General features: G+C 69.0%; 11 protein-coding genes. 8 read left to right on the top strand and 3 right to left on the bottom strand.

Annotated elements, in window-relative coordinates:
- Positions 1-45 precede the first annotated feature (45 nt).
- The 5 genes from AC5YGJ_RS19720 (at position 46) to rnt (ending at position 3298) form a co-directional block, all read left to right on the top strand.
- Entirely contained in the window at positions 46-393 is a 348-nt protein-coding gene (locus AC5YGJ_RS19720; protein ID WP_309339942.1) for an HvfA family oxazolone/thioamide-modified RiPP metallophore, read from the top strand.
- Positions 380-1255: an HvfB family MNIO-type RiPP peptide maturase gene (locus tag AC5YGJ_RS19715; RefSeq protein ID WP_496187501.1), complete on the top strand. Its 876-nt coding sequence runs from the start codon at positions 380-382 to the stop codon at positions 1253-1255. Before AC5YGJ_RS19720 ends, AC5YGJ_RS19715 begins: the two co-directional genes overlap by 14 nt.
- Entirely contained in the window at positions 1248-2003 is a 756-nt protein-coding gene (locus AC5YGJ_RS19710) for an HvfC family RiPP maturation protein (RefSeq protein WP_496187500.1), read from the top strand. Before AC5YGJ_RS19715 ends, AC5YGJ_RS19710 begins: the two co-directional genes overlap by 8 nt.
- A 24-nt stretch (positions 2004-2027) precedes the next feature.
- Positions 2028-2522 (top strand): HvfX family Cu-binding RiPP maturation protein, encoded by a 495-nt coding sequence (locus AC5YGJ_RS19705; RefSeq protein WP_496187499.1) that lies wholly within the window; start codon positions 2028-2030, stop codon positions 2520-2522.
- A gap of 191 nt (positions 2523-2713) precedes the next feature.
- A complete protein-coding gene (gene rnt / locus AC5YGJ_RS19700; RefSeq protein ID WP_107230365.1) occupies positions 2714-3298 on the top strand; it encodes a ribonuclease T in 585 nt (194 codons plus the stop codon).
- A 318-nt stretch (positions 3299-3616) separates the two neighbouring features.
- On the opposite strand, the gene AC5YGJ_RS19695 is transcribed toward rnt, so the two are convergent.
- From AC5YGJ_RS19695 to AC5YGJ_RS19685, 3 genes are all read right to left on the bottom strand, one after another.
- Entirely contained in the window at positions 3617-6649 is a 3033-nt protein-coding gene (locus tag AC5YGJ_RS19695; RefSeq protein ID WP_309339946.1) for a two-component regulator propeller domain-containing protein, read from the bottom strand.
- Between the two features lie 177 nt (positions 6650-6826).
- Positions 6827-8236 carry an ATP-binding protein gene (locus tag AC5YGJ_RS19690; protein ID WP_249844557.1) on the bottom strand — a complete coding sequence of 470 codons (1410 nt, stop codon included), beginning with the start codon at positions 8234-8236 and terminating at the stop codon, positions 6827-6829.
- 6 nt (positions 8237-8242) lie between these two features.
- A complete protein-coding gene (locus AC5YGJ_RS19685) occupies positions 8243-8971 on the bottom strand; it encodes a response regulator (RefSeq protein ID WP_057498358.1) in 729 nt (242 codons plus the stop codon).
- A 204-nt stretch (positions 8972-9175) separates the two neighbouring features.
- On the opposite strand from AC5YGJ_RS19685, the gene AC5YGJ_RS19680 reads away from it, so the two are divergent.
- The 3 genes from AC5YGJ_RS19680 to AC5YGJ_RS19670 are packed head-to-tail and all read left to right on the top strand — an operon-like array spanning position 9176 to position 13811.
- Positions 9176-10420: an efflux RND transporter periplasmic adaptor subunit gene (locus tag AC5YGJ_RS19680; RefSeq protein ID WP_249844558.1), complete on the top strand. Its 1245-nt coding sequence runs from the start codon at positions 9176-9178 to the stop codon at positions 10418-10420.
- A complete protein-coding gene (locus tag AC5YGJ_RS19675) occupies positions 10417-12375 on the top strand; it encodes a MacB family efflux pump subunit (RefSeq protein WP_249844559.1) in 1959 nt (652 codons plus the stop codon). The genes AC5YGJ_RS19680 and AC5YGJ_RS19675 overlap by 4 nt, the downstream gene beginning before the upstream one ends.
- On the top strand, positions 12372-13811 hold the full coding sequence (locus tag AC5YGJ_RS19670; protein ID WP_496187498.1) for a TolC family protein: 1440 nt from the start codon (positions 12372-12374) through the stop codon (positions 13809-13811). Before AC5YGJ_RS19675 ends, AC5YGJ_RS19670 begins: the two co-directional genes overlap by 4 nt.
- Positions 13812-13933 lie beyond the last annotated feature (122 nt).

The following is a 13933-nucleotide window of genomic DNA, read 5'->3' as shown; positions in this document are numbered from 1 at the left end:
GCCGGCCACCCGGGCATCTGCCCACACCACCCAGGAGCACGACCGATGAGCAGTTCCAACAAGACCCTGTCCCTGCTGACGGCTACCGCCCTGGCCGCCGGCCTGGGCATGACCGCCAGTGCCTCGGCCCTGAGCATGAGCGACCTGGCCCAGGGCTACCTGGTGGCCGGTCAGGCGGCCAAGGCCAGCACCGACGCCAAGGCCACCGACACCAAGATGGCCGCTGACGCCAGCAAGCACGCCGAAGGCAAATGTGGCGCCGACGGCAAGACCGCCGAAGGCAAGTGCGGCGCCGACAAGGGCAAGGCTGCCGGTGCGGCCGCCGCCAAGACCGGCGACAAGAAGTCAGCCGAAGGCAAGTGCGGCGAAGGCAAGTGCGGTGGCAAGCACTGACGTCCGCGCCAGCGTCGTCCACCCACGGTCGCCGCTTCGCGCGGCGGCCGCGGGGTTGGGCCTGCGCCGGGCGCTGCTGCAGGACCTGCGCGATGCACCGGCCGGCGACTTCGACTTCCTCGAATGTGCGCCGGAGAACTGGATCCACGTTGGCGGCCCGGCCGGTGATGCGCTGGCCGAACTGGCACAGCGCCATCCACTGAGCTGCCATGGGCTGTCGCTATCACTGGGTGGCAGCGCAGCGCTGGATACGCAGCTGCTGGAACAGGTCGGCCAGTTCCTGGAAAGACACCGCGTGCCGCTGTACAGCGAACACCTGAGCTACTGCAGCGACGAAGGTCATCTGTACGACCTGCTGCCGATTCCGTTCACCGACGAAGCCGTGCGCCACACCGCCGCGCGCATCGCCCGCGTACAGGAACTGCTCGGTCGCCGCATCGCCGTGGAGAACGTGTCGTACTACCTGGCGCCGGAACCGGCGATGGATGAGCTGGCATTCACCACGGCCGTGCTCGCCGAAGCCGACTGCGACCTGCTGCTGGACGTCAACAACGTTTATGTCAACGCCTGCAATCACGGCTACGATGCCGATGCCTTCATCGCCGGCCTGCCCGCCGACCGCATCGTCTGCCTGCACGTTGCCGGGCACCTGGACGAAGCGCCGGACCTGAAGATCGATACCCATGGCAGCGCGGTGATCGACCCGGTCTGGGCACTGCTGGCGCGCACCTATGCGCGCATCGGTCCGCGCCCCACCCTGCTCGAACGCGATTTCAATTTCCCGCCCTACGCCGAGCTGCAGGGCGAGCTGCAGACCATCCGCCGCCTGCAGGCCATGCACGCGGGAGCGGCACATGGCTGAGGCTCCCGCCACGCTGCGCGCACAGCAGCACGCCTTCACCGCGCATCTGCGCGACCCGCAGGCGGTGGCCGCACCGGCCGGGCTGGACCCGCGCCGGGTGGCGGTGTATCAGCGCCTGCTGTTCAACAACCTGCTCGGCCTGTTGAGCACTGGATTCCCGGTCTGCATGCGCCTGCTCGGCGAACCGGCCTGGAACACGCTGGTGCGCCACTACTTCGCCACCCACCGCTGCCAGACACCGTTGTTCACCGAACTGGCCGCCGAGTTCGTGCAGTGGCTGCAGGCGCAGCCCACGCTGCCGCATCCGGCGCTGGCCGAACTGGCCCACTACGAGTGGGTGGAAACCGCCCTGTACCAGTTGTCCGCCGAACCCCTGCCCGCGCCTGGCGATGTCGATCCGTTGCGGGTGCCGCTGCAGCGCTCGCCGCTGGCCTGGCCACTGCTGTACGGGTGGCCGGTCCATCGCCTTGGTGCCGAGGATGCGCCAAGCGCGTTGCCGTCCGAACCGACCGGCCTGCTGGTGCGCCGCGACCCCGACGGTGAGGTGCGGTTCGCTGCGCTCAGCCCACTGGCGGTGCACCTGCTGTCCCGGATCGGCGAACAGCCTGGCCTGGATGGCCATCGCTACCTCCAGCAGCTCGCCACCGACCATGGCCTGGGCGCCGATGCGCTGGCCGAACCCGGTGCCGCGCTGCTGCAGCAGTTCCTGCGCGCCGGCGTGATCGGCCCGCTTGCTCCACCGCGCTGACACCCCTTCCACGGAGATCCACCGATGAACCTGCCGATCCTGGCTGCCACGCGCAGCCAGCTGGACCGTCTCGCCCCCTGGTTGGCCCCGCTCGGCCTGCGCCTGCTGCTGGCCTGGGAATATTTCGAATCCGGCCGCGAGAAGCTGCAGGGCCAGAACTGGTTTGCCGACCTGCAGGACGCCTTCCCGTTCCCCTTCGATCAGGTACCCGCGGCACTGAACTGGCAGCTGGCGACCTGGTTCGAGCTGGTCGGCGCAGCCTGCCTGCTGTTCGGTTTCGGCACGCGTTTGGCGGCGGCCAGCCTGCTGGTGCTGACCGTGGTGGCCATCTATGCGGTGCACTGGCCGATGCAATGGGACACGCTGGGCGAACTGGCGATGGGCTATGCGATCAGCGACCAGGGCTTCGGCAACTTCAAGCTGCCCGCGCTGTTCATGGCGATGCTGCTGCCGCTGCTGTTCACCGGCGCCGGCAAGCTGAGCGTGGACGCCGTGCTGGCACGGCCTGCGGTTCGATAGATGCTGACCTGGGTCGGCGCGGGTTGTGCCAACCAAGGTTGGCACCTACCGGGCTCGCCGGCCTTGGTCGGCGTGGGCGCTTGGGCATGGCCGGGCACTCGGGGCCGCTCTGCTAGAATTCACCCATGACTGACCCCACCCCCGCACCTGCCGCCGCCCCCGATTCCGCAACATCCCCGGCGCAGCGCGCGATGTCCCAGCGCTTCCGCGGCTTCCTGCCGGTGGTGGTGGACGTGGAAACCGGCGGCTTCGACAGCCAGCGCAACGCCCTGCTGGAAATCGCCGCGGTGCCGATCGAGATGGACGAGAACGGCCTGCTCTACCCCGGCCAGACCGCCAGTGCCCATGTGGTGCCGGCCGAGGGCCTGGAGATCGACCCGAAATCGCTGGAAGTGACCGGCATCATCCTCGACCATCCGTTCCGGCTGGCCAAGGAAGAGAAGGCGGCGCTGGACCACATCTTCACCCCGGTGCGTGCGGCGATGAAGAAATACGGCTGCCAGCGCGCGATCCTGGTCGGCCACAACGCCCATTTCGACCTGGGCTTCGTCAATGCGGCGGTGGCACGCACCGGCCACAAGCGCAATCCGTTCCATCCGTTCAGCGTGTTCGACACGGTCACCCTGGCCGGCATCGCGTACGGGCAGACGGTGCTGGCGCGCGCGGCCCATGCCGCCGGGCTGGGCTGGGACGCCAACGAGGCACACAGCGCGGTGTATGACACCGAGCAGACCGCGCGGCTGTTCTGCACCATCGCCAACGCCTGGCCGCGGTGAAGCGGCCAACGGCGGAGCCCCTCGTGGCGTGAAGCGAATCATCGGTTGGGCCGGACAAGGTGGGTTCGCGGGGGACGCCGTGGACCCGTCCCTGGGGGCTTAGCCGCGCCATCCATGGCGCGGATACCCCCGCGAACCCACCCTGCCCGGCCTTCGACAGGTTGCGGGGCGCCACGGGAAGATCAGAAAAGCGGGAGCAACAGCGGATCGCTGCGCTCGATGGGTGCTGTCGCCGACCTCGGTGGTGAGTCGGTGCTGTGGTAGCTGCCGACCGTTGGTACGGCAACACCAGTAGATCCACGCCATGCGTGGATGAATTCACCCGATGCAGGTGCGATCCCGCCCGTCGCTCTTGGCGCGGTACAGCGCACGGTCGGCGCGCTGGTACAGCAAGGCCGGCGTGCGATCGTCGGCATCCAGTTCCACCAGGCCGGCACTGAAGGTCACCCGCAGGCCCGGCACGCCGGCCCAGTCCGGGTGATCGTGGAACAACCCGCGCAGGCGCGCGCACAGCTGTGCGGCCTCTTCCAGCCGGGTGTCGTTGAGCAGCAGCGCGAACTCTTCGCCACCGGTGCGTGCCGGCAGATCCGATGCGCGGCAGGCCGCGCCGATCACCGCCGCCACCTGCACCAGCACCGCGTCACCGATGCTGTGGCTGTGCCGGTCGTTGACGTCCTTGAAGTGGTCGATGTCCAGCACCACCAGGCACAACGAGTGGCCACTGCGCTGCGAACGGGCGAAATCGCGGGCCAGCGTTTCGTCGAAGCCACGGCGGTTGGCCAGTCCGGTCAGGGCATCCTCGCGGGCCTGGCGCTCAAACGCTTCGGCCTGCCGCGCCAGGCGCTCGGCCAGCTCGGTCTTTTCCTGGTTCAGGGCCTGCAGGTGCACGGTCTTGGCCTGCAGGTCGAAGGTCGCCTCGTCCACCCGCCGGGCCAGGCGCAGGTTGCTGGCCTTCAGCTGCTGCAGCAGCAGGCGGTACAGCGCCACCAGGCCGGCCAGCAGCAACAATCCGCCCAGCGCCTGCACGCTGCGCCGCTGCCACCAGAACGGCTCGACGCTGAAGCTCCACACCGCTTCCTGCTGGCCCCAGCTGCCCCCCGGATGTGCCGCCGCCACATGCAGCGTGTAGTCGCCCGGCGGCAGGCCAACGAACTCGACGCTGCGCTGCGGGCCGCGCTCGACCCAGCCGCTGTCCAGGCCATCGAGCCGCGTGCGGTAGCGGATCCGGTCGGACATCAGGTAGCTCAGGCCGACGTAGCTGACCGCCAGCCGGCGCCCGCCCGGAATGTGGTTGCGTTCGGGGCCTTCCCAGTGCACCGGCGCGCCGTCCACCTGCACGCTCTCGATCGCCGCCGGTGGTGAGGGGCGCTCGCGGAAACGCTGCAGGCGCTGCGGGTCGACCGTGCTCAGGCCGCCGGCGGTGACCACCCAGAACGTGCCGTCCTGGCGCAGGATCGCCGACGGCCCGGAGCTGCCATTGGCCTGCGCGTTGGCCATGCCGTCGATCTCGTTGTAGCGCTCCACCACCACTCGCGGCGTGCGTCCATCGGCCACTGCATTGAGCGTGGCCATGTCGGTGCGCAGCACGCCGCGGTTGCTGCTGATCCACACATTGCCGAGCCGGTCCGGCACCAGCTGGAACACCGCGTCCACCGGCATGCCCTGTTCCAGGCCGACCCGTGCCAACGTCCCGTTCTGCCAGCGGTACAGACCGCGGTCGCTGCTGATCCACATCGCATCACCCAGCTGGTGGAAGCCGAACACGCTGCGGCCGCCCCCCAGCGGGGCCAGGTTGATCGATTGCACGCGGTCGCCGCGCAGTACGCGGATGCCTTCGATGGTGCCGATCCACAGGTTACCCTGATGGTCGTGCTCCAGCGCCGTGATCAGGCCGCCCGGCATGCCCGGCACGTTGGAGACCTGCACCCGGTCGCCATCGATGCGTACCACGCCCTTCTGCGTGCCGGCCCAGACAACGCCCTGCGGATCCACGCTGATTGCGCGGATGTTGCCGCCGGGCATGCCGTCGGCGGCGGCGTAGTTGTGGCGCAGGCTGCCATCGCGGCCAAGCCGGTAGACGCCATCGCCAAAGGTGCCGACCCAGAGGTCGCCATTCGGCCCCTGCGCCAGGCTCAGCACCGAGGGCGCCTTGCCACCACGGTTGTGCAGCGGCATCGCCTGGAAACGACCGTCGGCGGTCTGCCGGTCAAGGCCACTGGCACTGCCGACCCACAGCTGGCGGTCGCGATCCTCCAACACCGTGCGCACATAGTCGCCGCTGAGCCCATCGCGCTCGGTATAGCTGCTGAACAGCGTTTCGCGCAGGCGGTACAGGCCACCGTTGGCGCCTACCCAGATGCTGCCCTCGGCATCTTCGCGCAGGCTCACCACCCGCCCGCCCGGCAGGTTCAGACCGGCCGGCAGCCGTTCCAGCCCGTGCGCGGAAATGCGCAGCAGGCCCTGGTTCTCGGTGCCCAGCCACAGATCGCCGTGGCGATCCTGCAGCATCGCGGTCATGTGCAGCTGGCCCGGCAGGCGATGCACCAGCACCAGCCGGTCATCCTCCACCCGGTACAGGCGCTCGCCGGCGACGATCCACAGCGCACCATCCGGCGCCCGGTACGGCCACGACAGGCCGCTGCCGGCACCCAGCCCCCACGCCGCCGGCGCGCGCTTGAGCACGCCGTCGTTGTCGCGCAGCACCAGGCCGTCGAGGGTGCCGATCCAGACCCGGTCCTGCGCATCGACCACCAGCTTGGTGAAGCTCATCGCCATCGGCAGATCGGCCGCTGGCGCCTGGTAGACCATGCCGCGGTCGGGAAGCAGGTAACCGATGCCCTTGCCTTCATACAGCAGCCACAGGCGGCCCTGGCTGTCCATCTGCATCGACTGGATCAGCACCTGCGGCGTATCGGCCTGGTGTTCCCAGACCCGCCACTGGCCGTCGCTGCCACGATGGCTGACATTACCGCGCGAATCGCTGATCCACAGCCCGCCCTGGCGATCGACGAACAGCGCGCCGATGCCGTTGTCGCGCAGGCCCGGACGCGTGCTGCGGTCGAACACGGTGAAATCCAGGCCGTTGTAGCGCACCAGCCCTTCCCAGGTGGCGAACCACAGGTGGCCTTCCGGCGTCTGCGCGATGTCGCGCAGCGAGTTGTGCGGCAGGCCGTTGCGCGAGGTCCATACGTCGATGGCGTAGTCACGCAGCGGCGGCGCGCCTTCCTGCGCGGCCACCGGCAGCGGCAGCAGCATGGCCAGCAGCAGCCACAACAGGCCGCGGCGCAGGGCCTGCCTGACGGCCGTTACGCGGCGCTCCACCCAGCGCCCGTTGTCCCCTTGACCGCCCATCACCGCAGTAGCGGTGGCCAGGTGCGGCTGCAGGACACGGCAGCGTGCGGGAACAGCCGGACAGCGCGGGGCGGCATGCCGGCGGGAACGGGCTGGCTCATCGGGGGGAGGCTGGGGAGATACGCAGATGATAGGGCAAAGCCAGGCCCCGGCGTCACCGTTGCCCGCTTGCCCGTCTCAGCCGGCGCGCCCGGGTGCCACCACCTGGGCACTGGCCGGCCACTGCACAACGGCCTCCAGCCCACCCTCGGCGCGGTTGCGCAGCCACAGTCGCGCCCCGTCCTTCTCGGCCAAGGCGCGGGCAATGGTCAGGCCCAGGCCGGCGCCGCCGGTCTCGCGCGAGCGCGAGGTTTCCACCCGCACGAATGGATCAAACACGGCCTCCAGCTGCTCATCGGCCAGGCCGGGGCCATCGTCGGCCACCACCACCGTGATCGCGCCGCCGCTGCGCTCCACGCGCACCCGCGCCCGCTGCGCGTACATCACCGCGTTGTCCACCAGATTGGAGAACAGCCGGTGCATGGCCAGTGGGCGCAGCATCAGCACCGAGCCGCTGCCGCCTTCGAACACCACGTCGCCACCGCCCTCGGCGGTATCTTCGACGATGCTTTCCAGCAGCGAATCCAGGTCCAGCGCGGCGCGCTGCTCGGAGCTCTCGGCGCTGCGTGCCAGCTCCAGGCCTTCGCGCACCAGCGCCTGCATCGCGGCAAGATCGCCGATCAGGCGCTCGCGCAGGGCCTCGTCGGTCACATTCTCCAGGCGCAGGCGCAGCCGGGTCAGCGGCGTCTGCAGATCGTGGGTGATCGCCGCCAGCATCTGCGTGCGTTCGGCCAGATGGCGCTGCAGGCGATGCTGCATGGCGTTGAAGGCTTCGGCCGCACGCTGCACTTCGCGCGGCCCACGCAATGGCAGCGGGTCGCGCTGCAGGTCATCGCCCAGGTCTTCAGCGGCGGCGGCCAGTTCCTGCAGCGGCGCACTGGCGATGCGCGCCACGATGTAGGCCAGCACGGCGATCGCCAGCACCAGCAGGGTCAGGAACCACGGGTCGACGGCGAGGATGCCGTTGTGCGCCACCGCCGGCGAATCCAGCGCCAGCTTCAGCAGCGTGCCATCGTTGAGCGTCACGTCAACTGCGCGGCACTTGGGCGGGATGAACGCAGGATCGCGCTCGCGTGGTGGCTTGCGATGGCCGGGTTTGGGCGGCGGCAACAGGTCCTGCAGCTTGGGAATGCAGGACCGGAACGAGGCGAAGTGCACATGCGCACGCGACACCGGGCCGGGCCGGTCCTCCAGCACTTCCATCAACGCGGTGTCGGCACGCCCCAGCCGCGCGCCCGGCTGCAGCGCGCGCACGCTCGGCCCGCCGACTTCAAGCAGGCGCTCGCGCAGCTCGGGGTTGCCATCGAGCAGGTTGACGTAGCCCTGCAAGCGGTCGGCAATACGGTTCAGATTCTGCCGCTCGAATTCCTGCTGGCGCTTGGACGTCGCCAGCATGGTCGCGCCGATCGCGGCCACGCTCATGCCCAGCAGCAGGATCACGAACAACCGCCCGACCATCGAGGACAGGAAATGGCGCAGGCGATTCATCGTGGCTTATTCCAGGTTCACCGACGAAGCCAGCACGTAGCCTTCGTTGCGCACGGTCTTGATCAGGCCGTCCGGGCCGCCATCGTCACCGAGCTTGTTGCGCAGCCGGCTGACCTGCAGGTCGATCGCCCGGTCCTGCGCCTCGTAGTTGCGGCCACTGCTGAGCGCGACCAGCTGCTCACGCGACAGCACCTTGTTGGCATGGGCGATGAACACCCGCAGCAGGCGGAATTCGGCACCGGACAGCACCACCACGCGGTCATCCGGATCGACCAGGTGGCGATGCTCCAGGTCGAACACCCAGCGCGAGAAGCGCGCGCGGCGCACCGCCAGCGGTTCCAGGTTGGCCGGCAGCGCCTCGGTCCGGCGCAGCACGTTGCGGATGCGCGCCAGCAGCTCGCGCGGCTCGAACGGCTTGGCCAGGTAGTCGTCGGCGCCCATTTCCAGGCCCAGCACGCGGTCGATCGGCTCGGCGCGCGCGGTCAGCATGATCACCGGCGTGTTCGAGCGCGCGCGCAGGTCGCGGCACAAGGTCAGGCCGTCCTCGCGCGGCAGATTGAGGTCGAGCACGATCAGGTCCACATGCTCACGGTCCAGCAGCTGGCGCATGGCGGTGCCATCGGCGGCGGTGCTCACCTGGTAGCCGGCGCGGCCGAGCTGTTCGGCCAGCAGCGTGCGGATGTCGTTGTCGTCATCGACGATCAGCAGTCGGTGCATCGGGTTTTCGGTCTCCATGGCGCGATCATCCCGTGTCGGCAGCTGAACCGCATCCGGGGCAATGCGTACCAGTGTATCTGCCGAAGGGGGCGATACCTGTGGTTACGCGTATTCACCGACAGTGTTACATACAGACATACCCCGAGGATTGAGTGGCCCGCTGCCCGGTCTTCACAATGCCCACCAACGCCGCCCGCGCGGCCCCGAGAGTGAAGCCACGACGTGACGTTCCGCCTGCTGCCTGCGACCCGCCGGGGTCGCCTGATACTGATCGCCCTGCTTGCCCTGATCGTTGCCGTGGCCGCCTGGTGGCTGCTGCGCAAGCCCGCCGGCCCGGCCGTGGCGACCACTGCGGTCAGCCGCGGCGACATCGAGCAGACGGTGGACGCCACCGGCGTGATCGACGCCTACAAGCTGGTCAGCGTCGGTGCCCAGGCTTCGGGCCAGATCAAGTCGCTGAAGGTGCAGCTGGGCGATACGGTGAAGGAAGGCGACCTGATCGCCGAGATCGACGCCACCACCCAGCAGAACCAGGTGCTCAACGCGCAGGCCTCGCTGGACCAGGTTACCGCCCAGCGCGCCGTGCAGCAGGCCACCCTGCGCCAGGCCGAACTGGAATTCGCGCGCCAGCAGCAGATGCTGGCCGCCGAAGCCACCTCGCGCCAGGAATACGATGCCGCCGAGGCCCAGCTGAAGACCGCCCGTGCCCAGCTGCAGTCCTACGAGGCGCAGATCAAGGGCCGCCAGACCGAGCTGGGCACCGCCCGCGCCAACCTGGCCTACACCCGCATCACCGCGCCGATGGATGGCACCGTGGTGGCGGTGGTGGCCGAGGAAGGCCGCACGGTGAACGCCAACCAGACCGCGCCGACCATCGTCATGCTGGCCCGGCTGGACGTGGTAACCGTCAATGCCGAGATCTCCGAGGCCGACGTGGTCAAGATCAAGGCCGGCATGCCGGTGTACTTCACCACCCTGGGTGACCCGGACCGCAAGTACCACGCCACGCTGCGCCAGATCAATCCGGCGCCGGCCTCGATCGCCAACGAGAACTCCTCCAGTTCCAGCAGTTCGTCCAGTTCCAGCTCCAGCAGCGCGGTCTACTACAACGCGCTGTTCGATGTGGAAAACCCGGACGGCACGCTGCGCATCGACATGACCGCGCAGGTTTCGGTGCTGTTGAAGCAGGCCAGGAACGTGCTGATGGTGCCGGCGGTGGCGCTGGGGCCAAAGCGGCGCGGCGACGAGCGCATGGTGCGGGTGCTGGATGACAAGGGCCAGCCGCAGCCGCGCAAGGTGAAGGTCGGCATCAACAACGGCGCTTCGGCCGAGATTCTGTCCGGCCTGCAGGAAGGCGAGCGTGTGGTGGTGGGTGAAGCCAGTGCCGCTGCAGCCGGCAGCGGCGGTGGCAACCGTGGTGGCATGCAGATGCGGGTCGGCGGCCCGGGCATGGGCCCGCGCCGATGAGCACGACGGCGCCGCTGCTGCGCCTGCGCGACCTGCGACGCGAATTCCCGGCCGGCGATGATGTCATCGCCGTACTGCGCGACGTCAACGTGGACATCCACGCCGGCGAGATGGTGGCCATCGTCGGCCAGTCCGGCTCGGGCAAGTCGACGCTGATGAACATCCTCGGCTGCCTCGACCGTCCCTCCCGCGGCAGCTACCAGGTGGCCGGCCGCGAGACCGGCCAGATGGAACCGGACGAGCTGGCCGAACTGCGCCGCGAGCATTTCGGCTTCATCTTCCAGCGCTACCACCTGCTCGGCGACCTGGACGCACGTGGCAACGTGGAAGTCCCCGCGGTGTATGCCGGCAGCCCCGGCCCGGTGCGCAACGCGCGCGCCGAGCAGCTGCTGCAACGGCTGGGCCTGGGCGACCGCATGCACCACAAGCCGGGCCAGCTGTCCGGCGGCCAGCAGCAACGCGTGTCGATCGCGCGTGCGCTGATGAACGGCGGCGAGGTGATCCTGGCCGACGAACCGACCGGCGCGCTGGACACGAAATCCGGCGAGGAAGTGATGGCGATCCTCGGCGAGCTGCATGCCGAAGGCCACACCATCATCATCGTCACCCACGACATGAGCGTGGCCGAGCACGCACAGCGCATCATCGAGATCCGCGACGGCGAGATCATCGCCGACCGCGCCAACCCGGATGCGCCGAGCTACCGCGCCCAGCGCGAAGCCAGCACCGGCGTCGCCCATGGCAACAGCTGGCGCGCCGCCCGCGACCGCTTCACCGAAGCGTTCCGCATGGCCCTGCTGGCGATGAACGCGCATCGGCTGCGCACCTTCCTGACCATGCTCGGCATCATCATCGGCATCGCCTCGGTGGTGTCGGTGGTGGCATTGGGCAACGGCTCACAGCAGCAGATCCTGCAGAACATCAGCGCGCTGGGCACCAACACCATCGACGTCTATCCCGGCCGTGGTTTCGGCGACATGCGATCGGCACGCGTGCAGACGCTCAAAGCCAGCGATGCCGATGCCCTGTCCCGGCAGAGTTATGTGGACAGCGCCACGCCCAGCGTGTCCAGTTCGGTCACCGCGCGCTACCGCAACCAGTCCTCCACCGCCCAGGTCAGCGGCGTCGGCGAGCAGTTCTTCCGGGTCAAGGGCGTGACCCTGCTCAGCGGCAGCTTCTTCGATGCCGATGCGGTGAAGGGCCTGGGCCAGGTGGCGGTGATCGATGAGAACACCCAGACCCAGTTCTTCCCCGATGTCGATCCGATCGGCCAGGTGATCCTGCTCGGCAACGTGCCGGCCCGCGTGGTCGGCGTGGCCAAGCGGCAGAGCTTCGGCTTCGGCGGCAGTACCAGCCTCAGCGTGTGGGTGCCGTACACCACGGTGATGTCGCGCATGCTCGGCCAGAGCCATGTCTCCAGCATCACCGTGCGCGTGGATGACAGCACGCCGATGGACGCCGCGCAGGAAGCCATCACCCGCCTGCTGACCCTGCGCCACGGCACCGAGGATTTCTTCCTCAGCAACAGCGCCGAGATCCGCGACACCATCGAGCAGACCACGCGCACGATGACACTGCTGATCGGTGCCATCGCCGCCATCGCGCTGCTGGTCGGCGGCATCGGCGTGATGAACATCATGCTGGTGTCGGTGACCGAACGCACCCGCGAGATCGGCGTGCGCATGGCCGTCGGTGCCCGCCAGAGTGATATCCGCCAGCAGTTCCTGATCGAGGCGGTACTGGTGTGCCTGCTCGGTGGCGTGCTCGGCATCGGTCTGGCGCTGCTGCTGGGCTCGATGATCGGCCGCTTCGCCAGTGACTTCCAGGTGCTGTTCTCCACCGCCTCGATTGTTGCCGCGTTCGCCTGCTCGACCCTGATCGGCGTGGCGTTCGGCTTCCTGCCCGCGCGCAACGCCGCGCAGCTCGACCCGGTCGAGGCCCTGGCCCGCGAATGACGATGATGACCCGACTACCCTTCCCCGCTCCCTCGCGCCTGCTGCTGGCCGGCGCTGTCCTGCTCGCCCTGTCCGCGTGTGCCTCGGTGGGTCGCTATCCGGTGCAGGACCCCGACGTGGCGGCCCGCTACGGGCGTGGCGATGCCACGCTCAATGCACCAGCCGACGACCCGCGCAGCAGCCTGGATACCCCCGGCCGCGACATCCGCCAGGACACCTGGTGGACCGGCTTCGGCGATGAACGCCTGGACCGTCTGGTCGCCCGCGCGCTGGCCGCCAACAGCGACCTTGCCGCCGCCGGCCTGGCCGTGCAGCGCTCGCGCCTGCAGGCCGGGCTGGCCAGCAACGCGCTGTGGCCGCAGCCTTCCTCGTCCGGCGTGAGCGGCAACGCCAGCCGCGCCACCGACCAGGCCGACGACTGGCGCCGCAGCTATTCCACGGGGGTTTCACTGAGCTGGGAAGTGGACCTGTGGGGCCGCCTGCGCACGCAGCGCGACATCGCCCGCTGGGAAGCCGAGGCCAGTGAAGAAGACCGGCAGAACACTGCGCTGCTGGTGATCAGCGACACCATCACCCAGTACTGGAACCTGGCCTATCTCAACCAGTCGATCGCCACCGGGCAGGCGAACCTTGAGCGGCTCGAACGCACCCGCGAACTGGTGCAGGCGCGCTTCGATGCCGGTGCGGTGTCGCGTCTGGAAGTGCGCCAGGCACTGCAGAACCTGCAGTCGCAGCGGTCCTCGCAGAGCGCGCTGGAACAGCAGCGGGTGGAGGTGCGCAATGCGCTGACCGTGCTGCTGGACGGCATGCCGTGGCCGCAGCAGGACGAACCGCAGGATCTGCTGGGCGCGCGCAGCCCGCAGATCGCGGAGGGTCTGCCGACCGACCTGCTGGGCCGCCGCCCGGACCTGCGCGCGGCCGAACTGCGCCTGCGCAACAGCCTGAAGACCATCAAGGTCACCGCGACCCAGTACTACCCGGCGCTGAGCCTGACCGGCAGCCTCGGCTCCAGTGCAACCTCGCTGGGCGACGTGCTGCGCAATCCGGTGGCCACCCTGGGCGCCGGCCTGTCACTGCCGTTCCTCAACCTGCAGCGCGCGCAGCTGGACACCGATATCGCCGGCACCAGTTACCAGATCACGGCGACCAACTTCCGCAAGACGCTGTACACCGCGCTCTCGGAAGTGGACAACGCGCTGTCTGCGCGCGAACAGCTGGCGCGCCAGGTGGCGGCCTCGCAGGCCTCGTACGACGAAGCGGTGGAAGTGGAGCGCGCGCAGGAGGTGCGCTATCGGGTAGGCGCCACCGATCTGCGCACCTGGCTGGAAGCACAGCAGACCCGGCGCGATGCCGAGCTGTCGCTGGCGCGCGTGCGGCAGGGCCAGTTGAACAACGACGTGACCCTGTTCAAGGCGCTGGGCGGCAGCGCGGGGTGACGCGATGCGGGGCTGCGCCCCGCACCCGCCATAACAACGTCAACATCAACCTCAACAACGGGGCATTTGATCTGGCCCCCCGTCAGCGGACGCCAAGAAGCGATACTTTGATCGCACTTGGA

This window comes from Stenotrophomonas sp. CS3K5 (genome assembly GCF_059515225.1).
The sequence above is the reverse complement of the archived record's forward strand: the minus strand, read 5'-3'. Positions and strand labels throughout refer to the sequence as shown.

What these genes read in the sequence shown, in the direction of transcription:
- AC5YGJ_RS19670 (WP_496187498.1), top strand. Translation starts at nt 12,372, where the DNA reads ATGACGATGATGACCCGACTACCCTTCCCCGCTCCCTCGCGCCTGCTG.
- rnt (WP_107230365.1), top strand. Translation starts at nt 2,714, where the DNA reads ATGTCCCAGCGCTTCCGCGGCTTCCTGCCGGTGGTGGTGGACGTGGAA.
- AC5YGJ_RS19695 (WP_309339946.1), bottom strand. Translation starts at nt 6,649, where the DNA reads ATGGGCGGTCAAGGGGACAACGGGCGCTGGGTGGAGCGCCGCGTAACG.
- AC5YGJ_RS19675 (WP_249844559.1), top strand. Translation starts at nt 10,417, where the DNA reads ATGAGCACGACGGCGCCGCTGCTGCGCCTGCGCGACCTGCGACGCGAA.
- AC5YGJ_RS19690 (WP_249844557.1), bottom strand. Translation starts at nt 8,236, where the DNA reads ATGAATCGCCTGCGCCATTTCCTGTCCTCGATGGTCGGGCGGTTGTTC.
- AC5YGJ_RS19710 (WP_496187500.1), top strand. Translation starts at nt 1,248, where the DNA reads ATGGCTGAGGCTCCCGCCACGCTGCGCGCACAGCAGCACGCCTTCACC.
- AC5YGJ_RS19705 (WP_496187499.1), top strand. Translation starts at nt 2,028, where the DNA reads ATGAACCTGCCGATCCTGGCTGCCACGCGCAGCCAGCTGGACCGTCTC.
- AC5YGJ_RS19685 (WP_057498358.1), bottom strand. Translation starts at nt 8,971, where the DNA reads ATGGAGACCGAAAACCCGATGCACCGACTGCTGATCGTCGATGACGAC.
- AC5YGJ_RS19720 (WP_309339942.1), top strand. Translation starts at nt 46, where the DNA reads ATGAGCAGTTCCAACAAGACCCTGTCCCTGCTGACGGCTACCGCCCTG.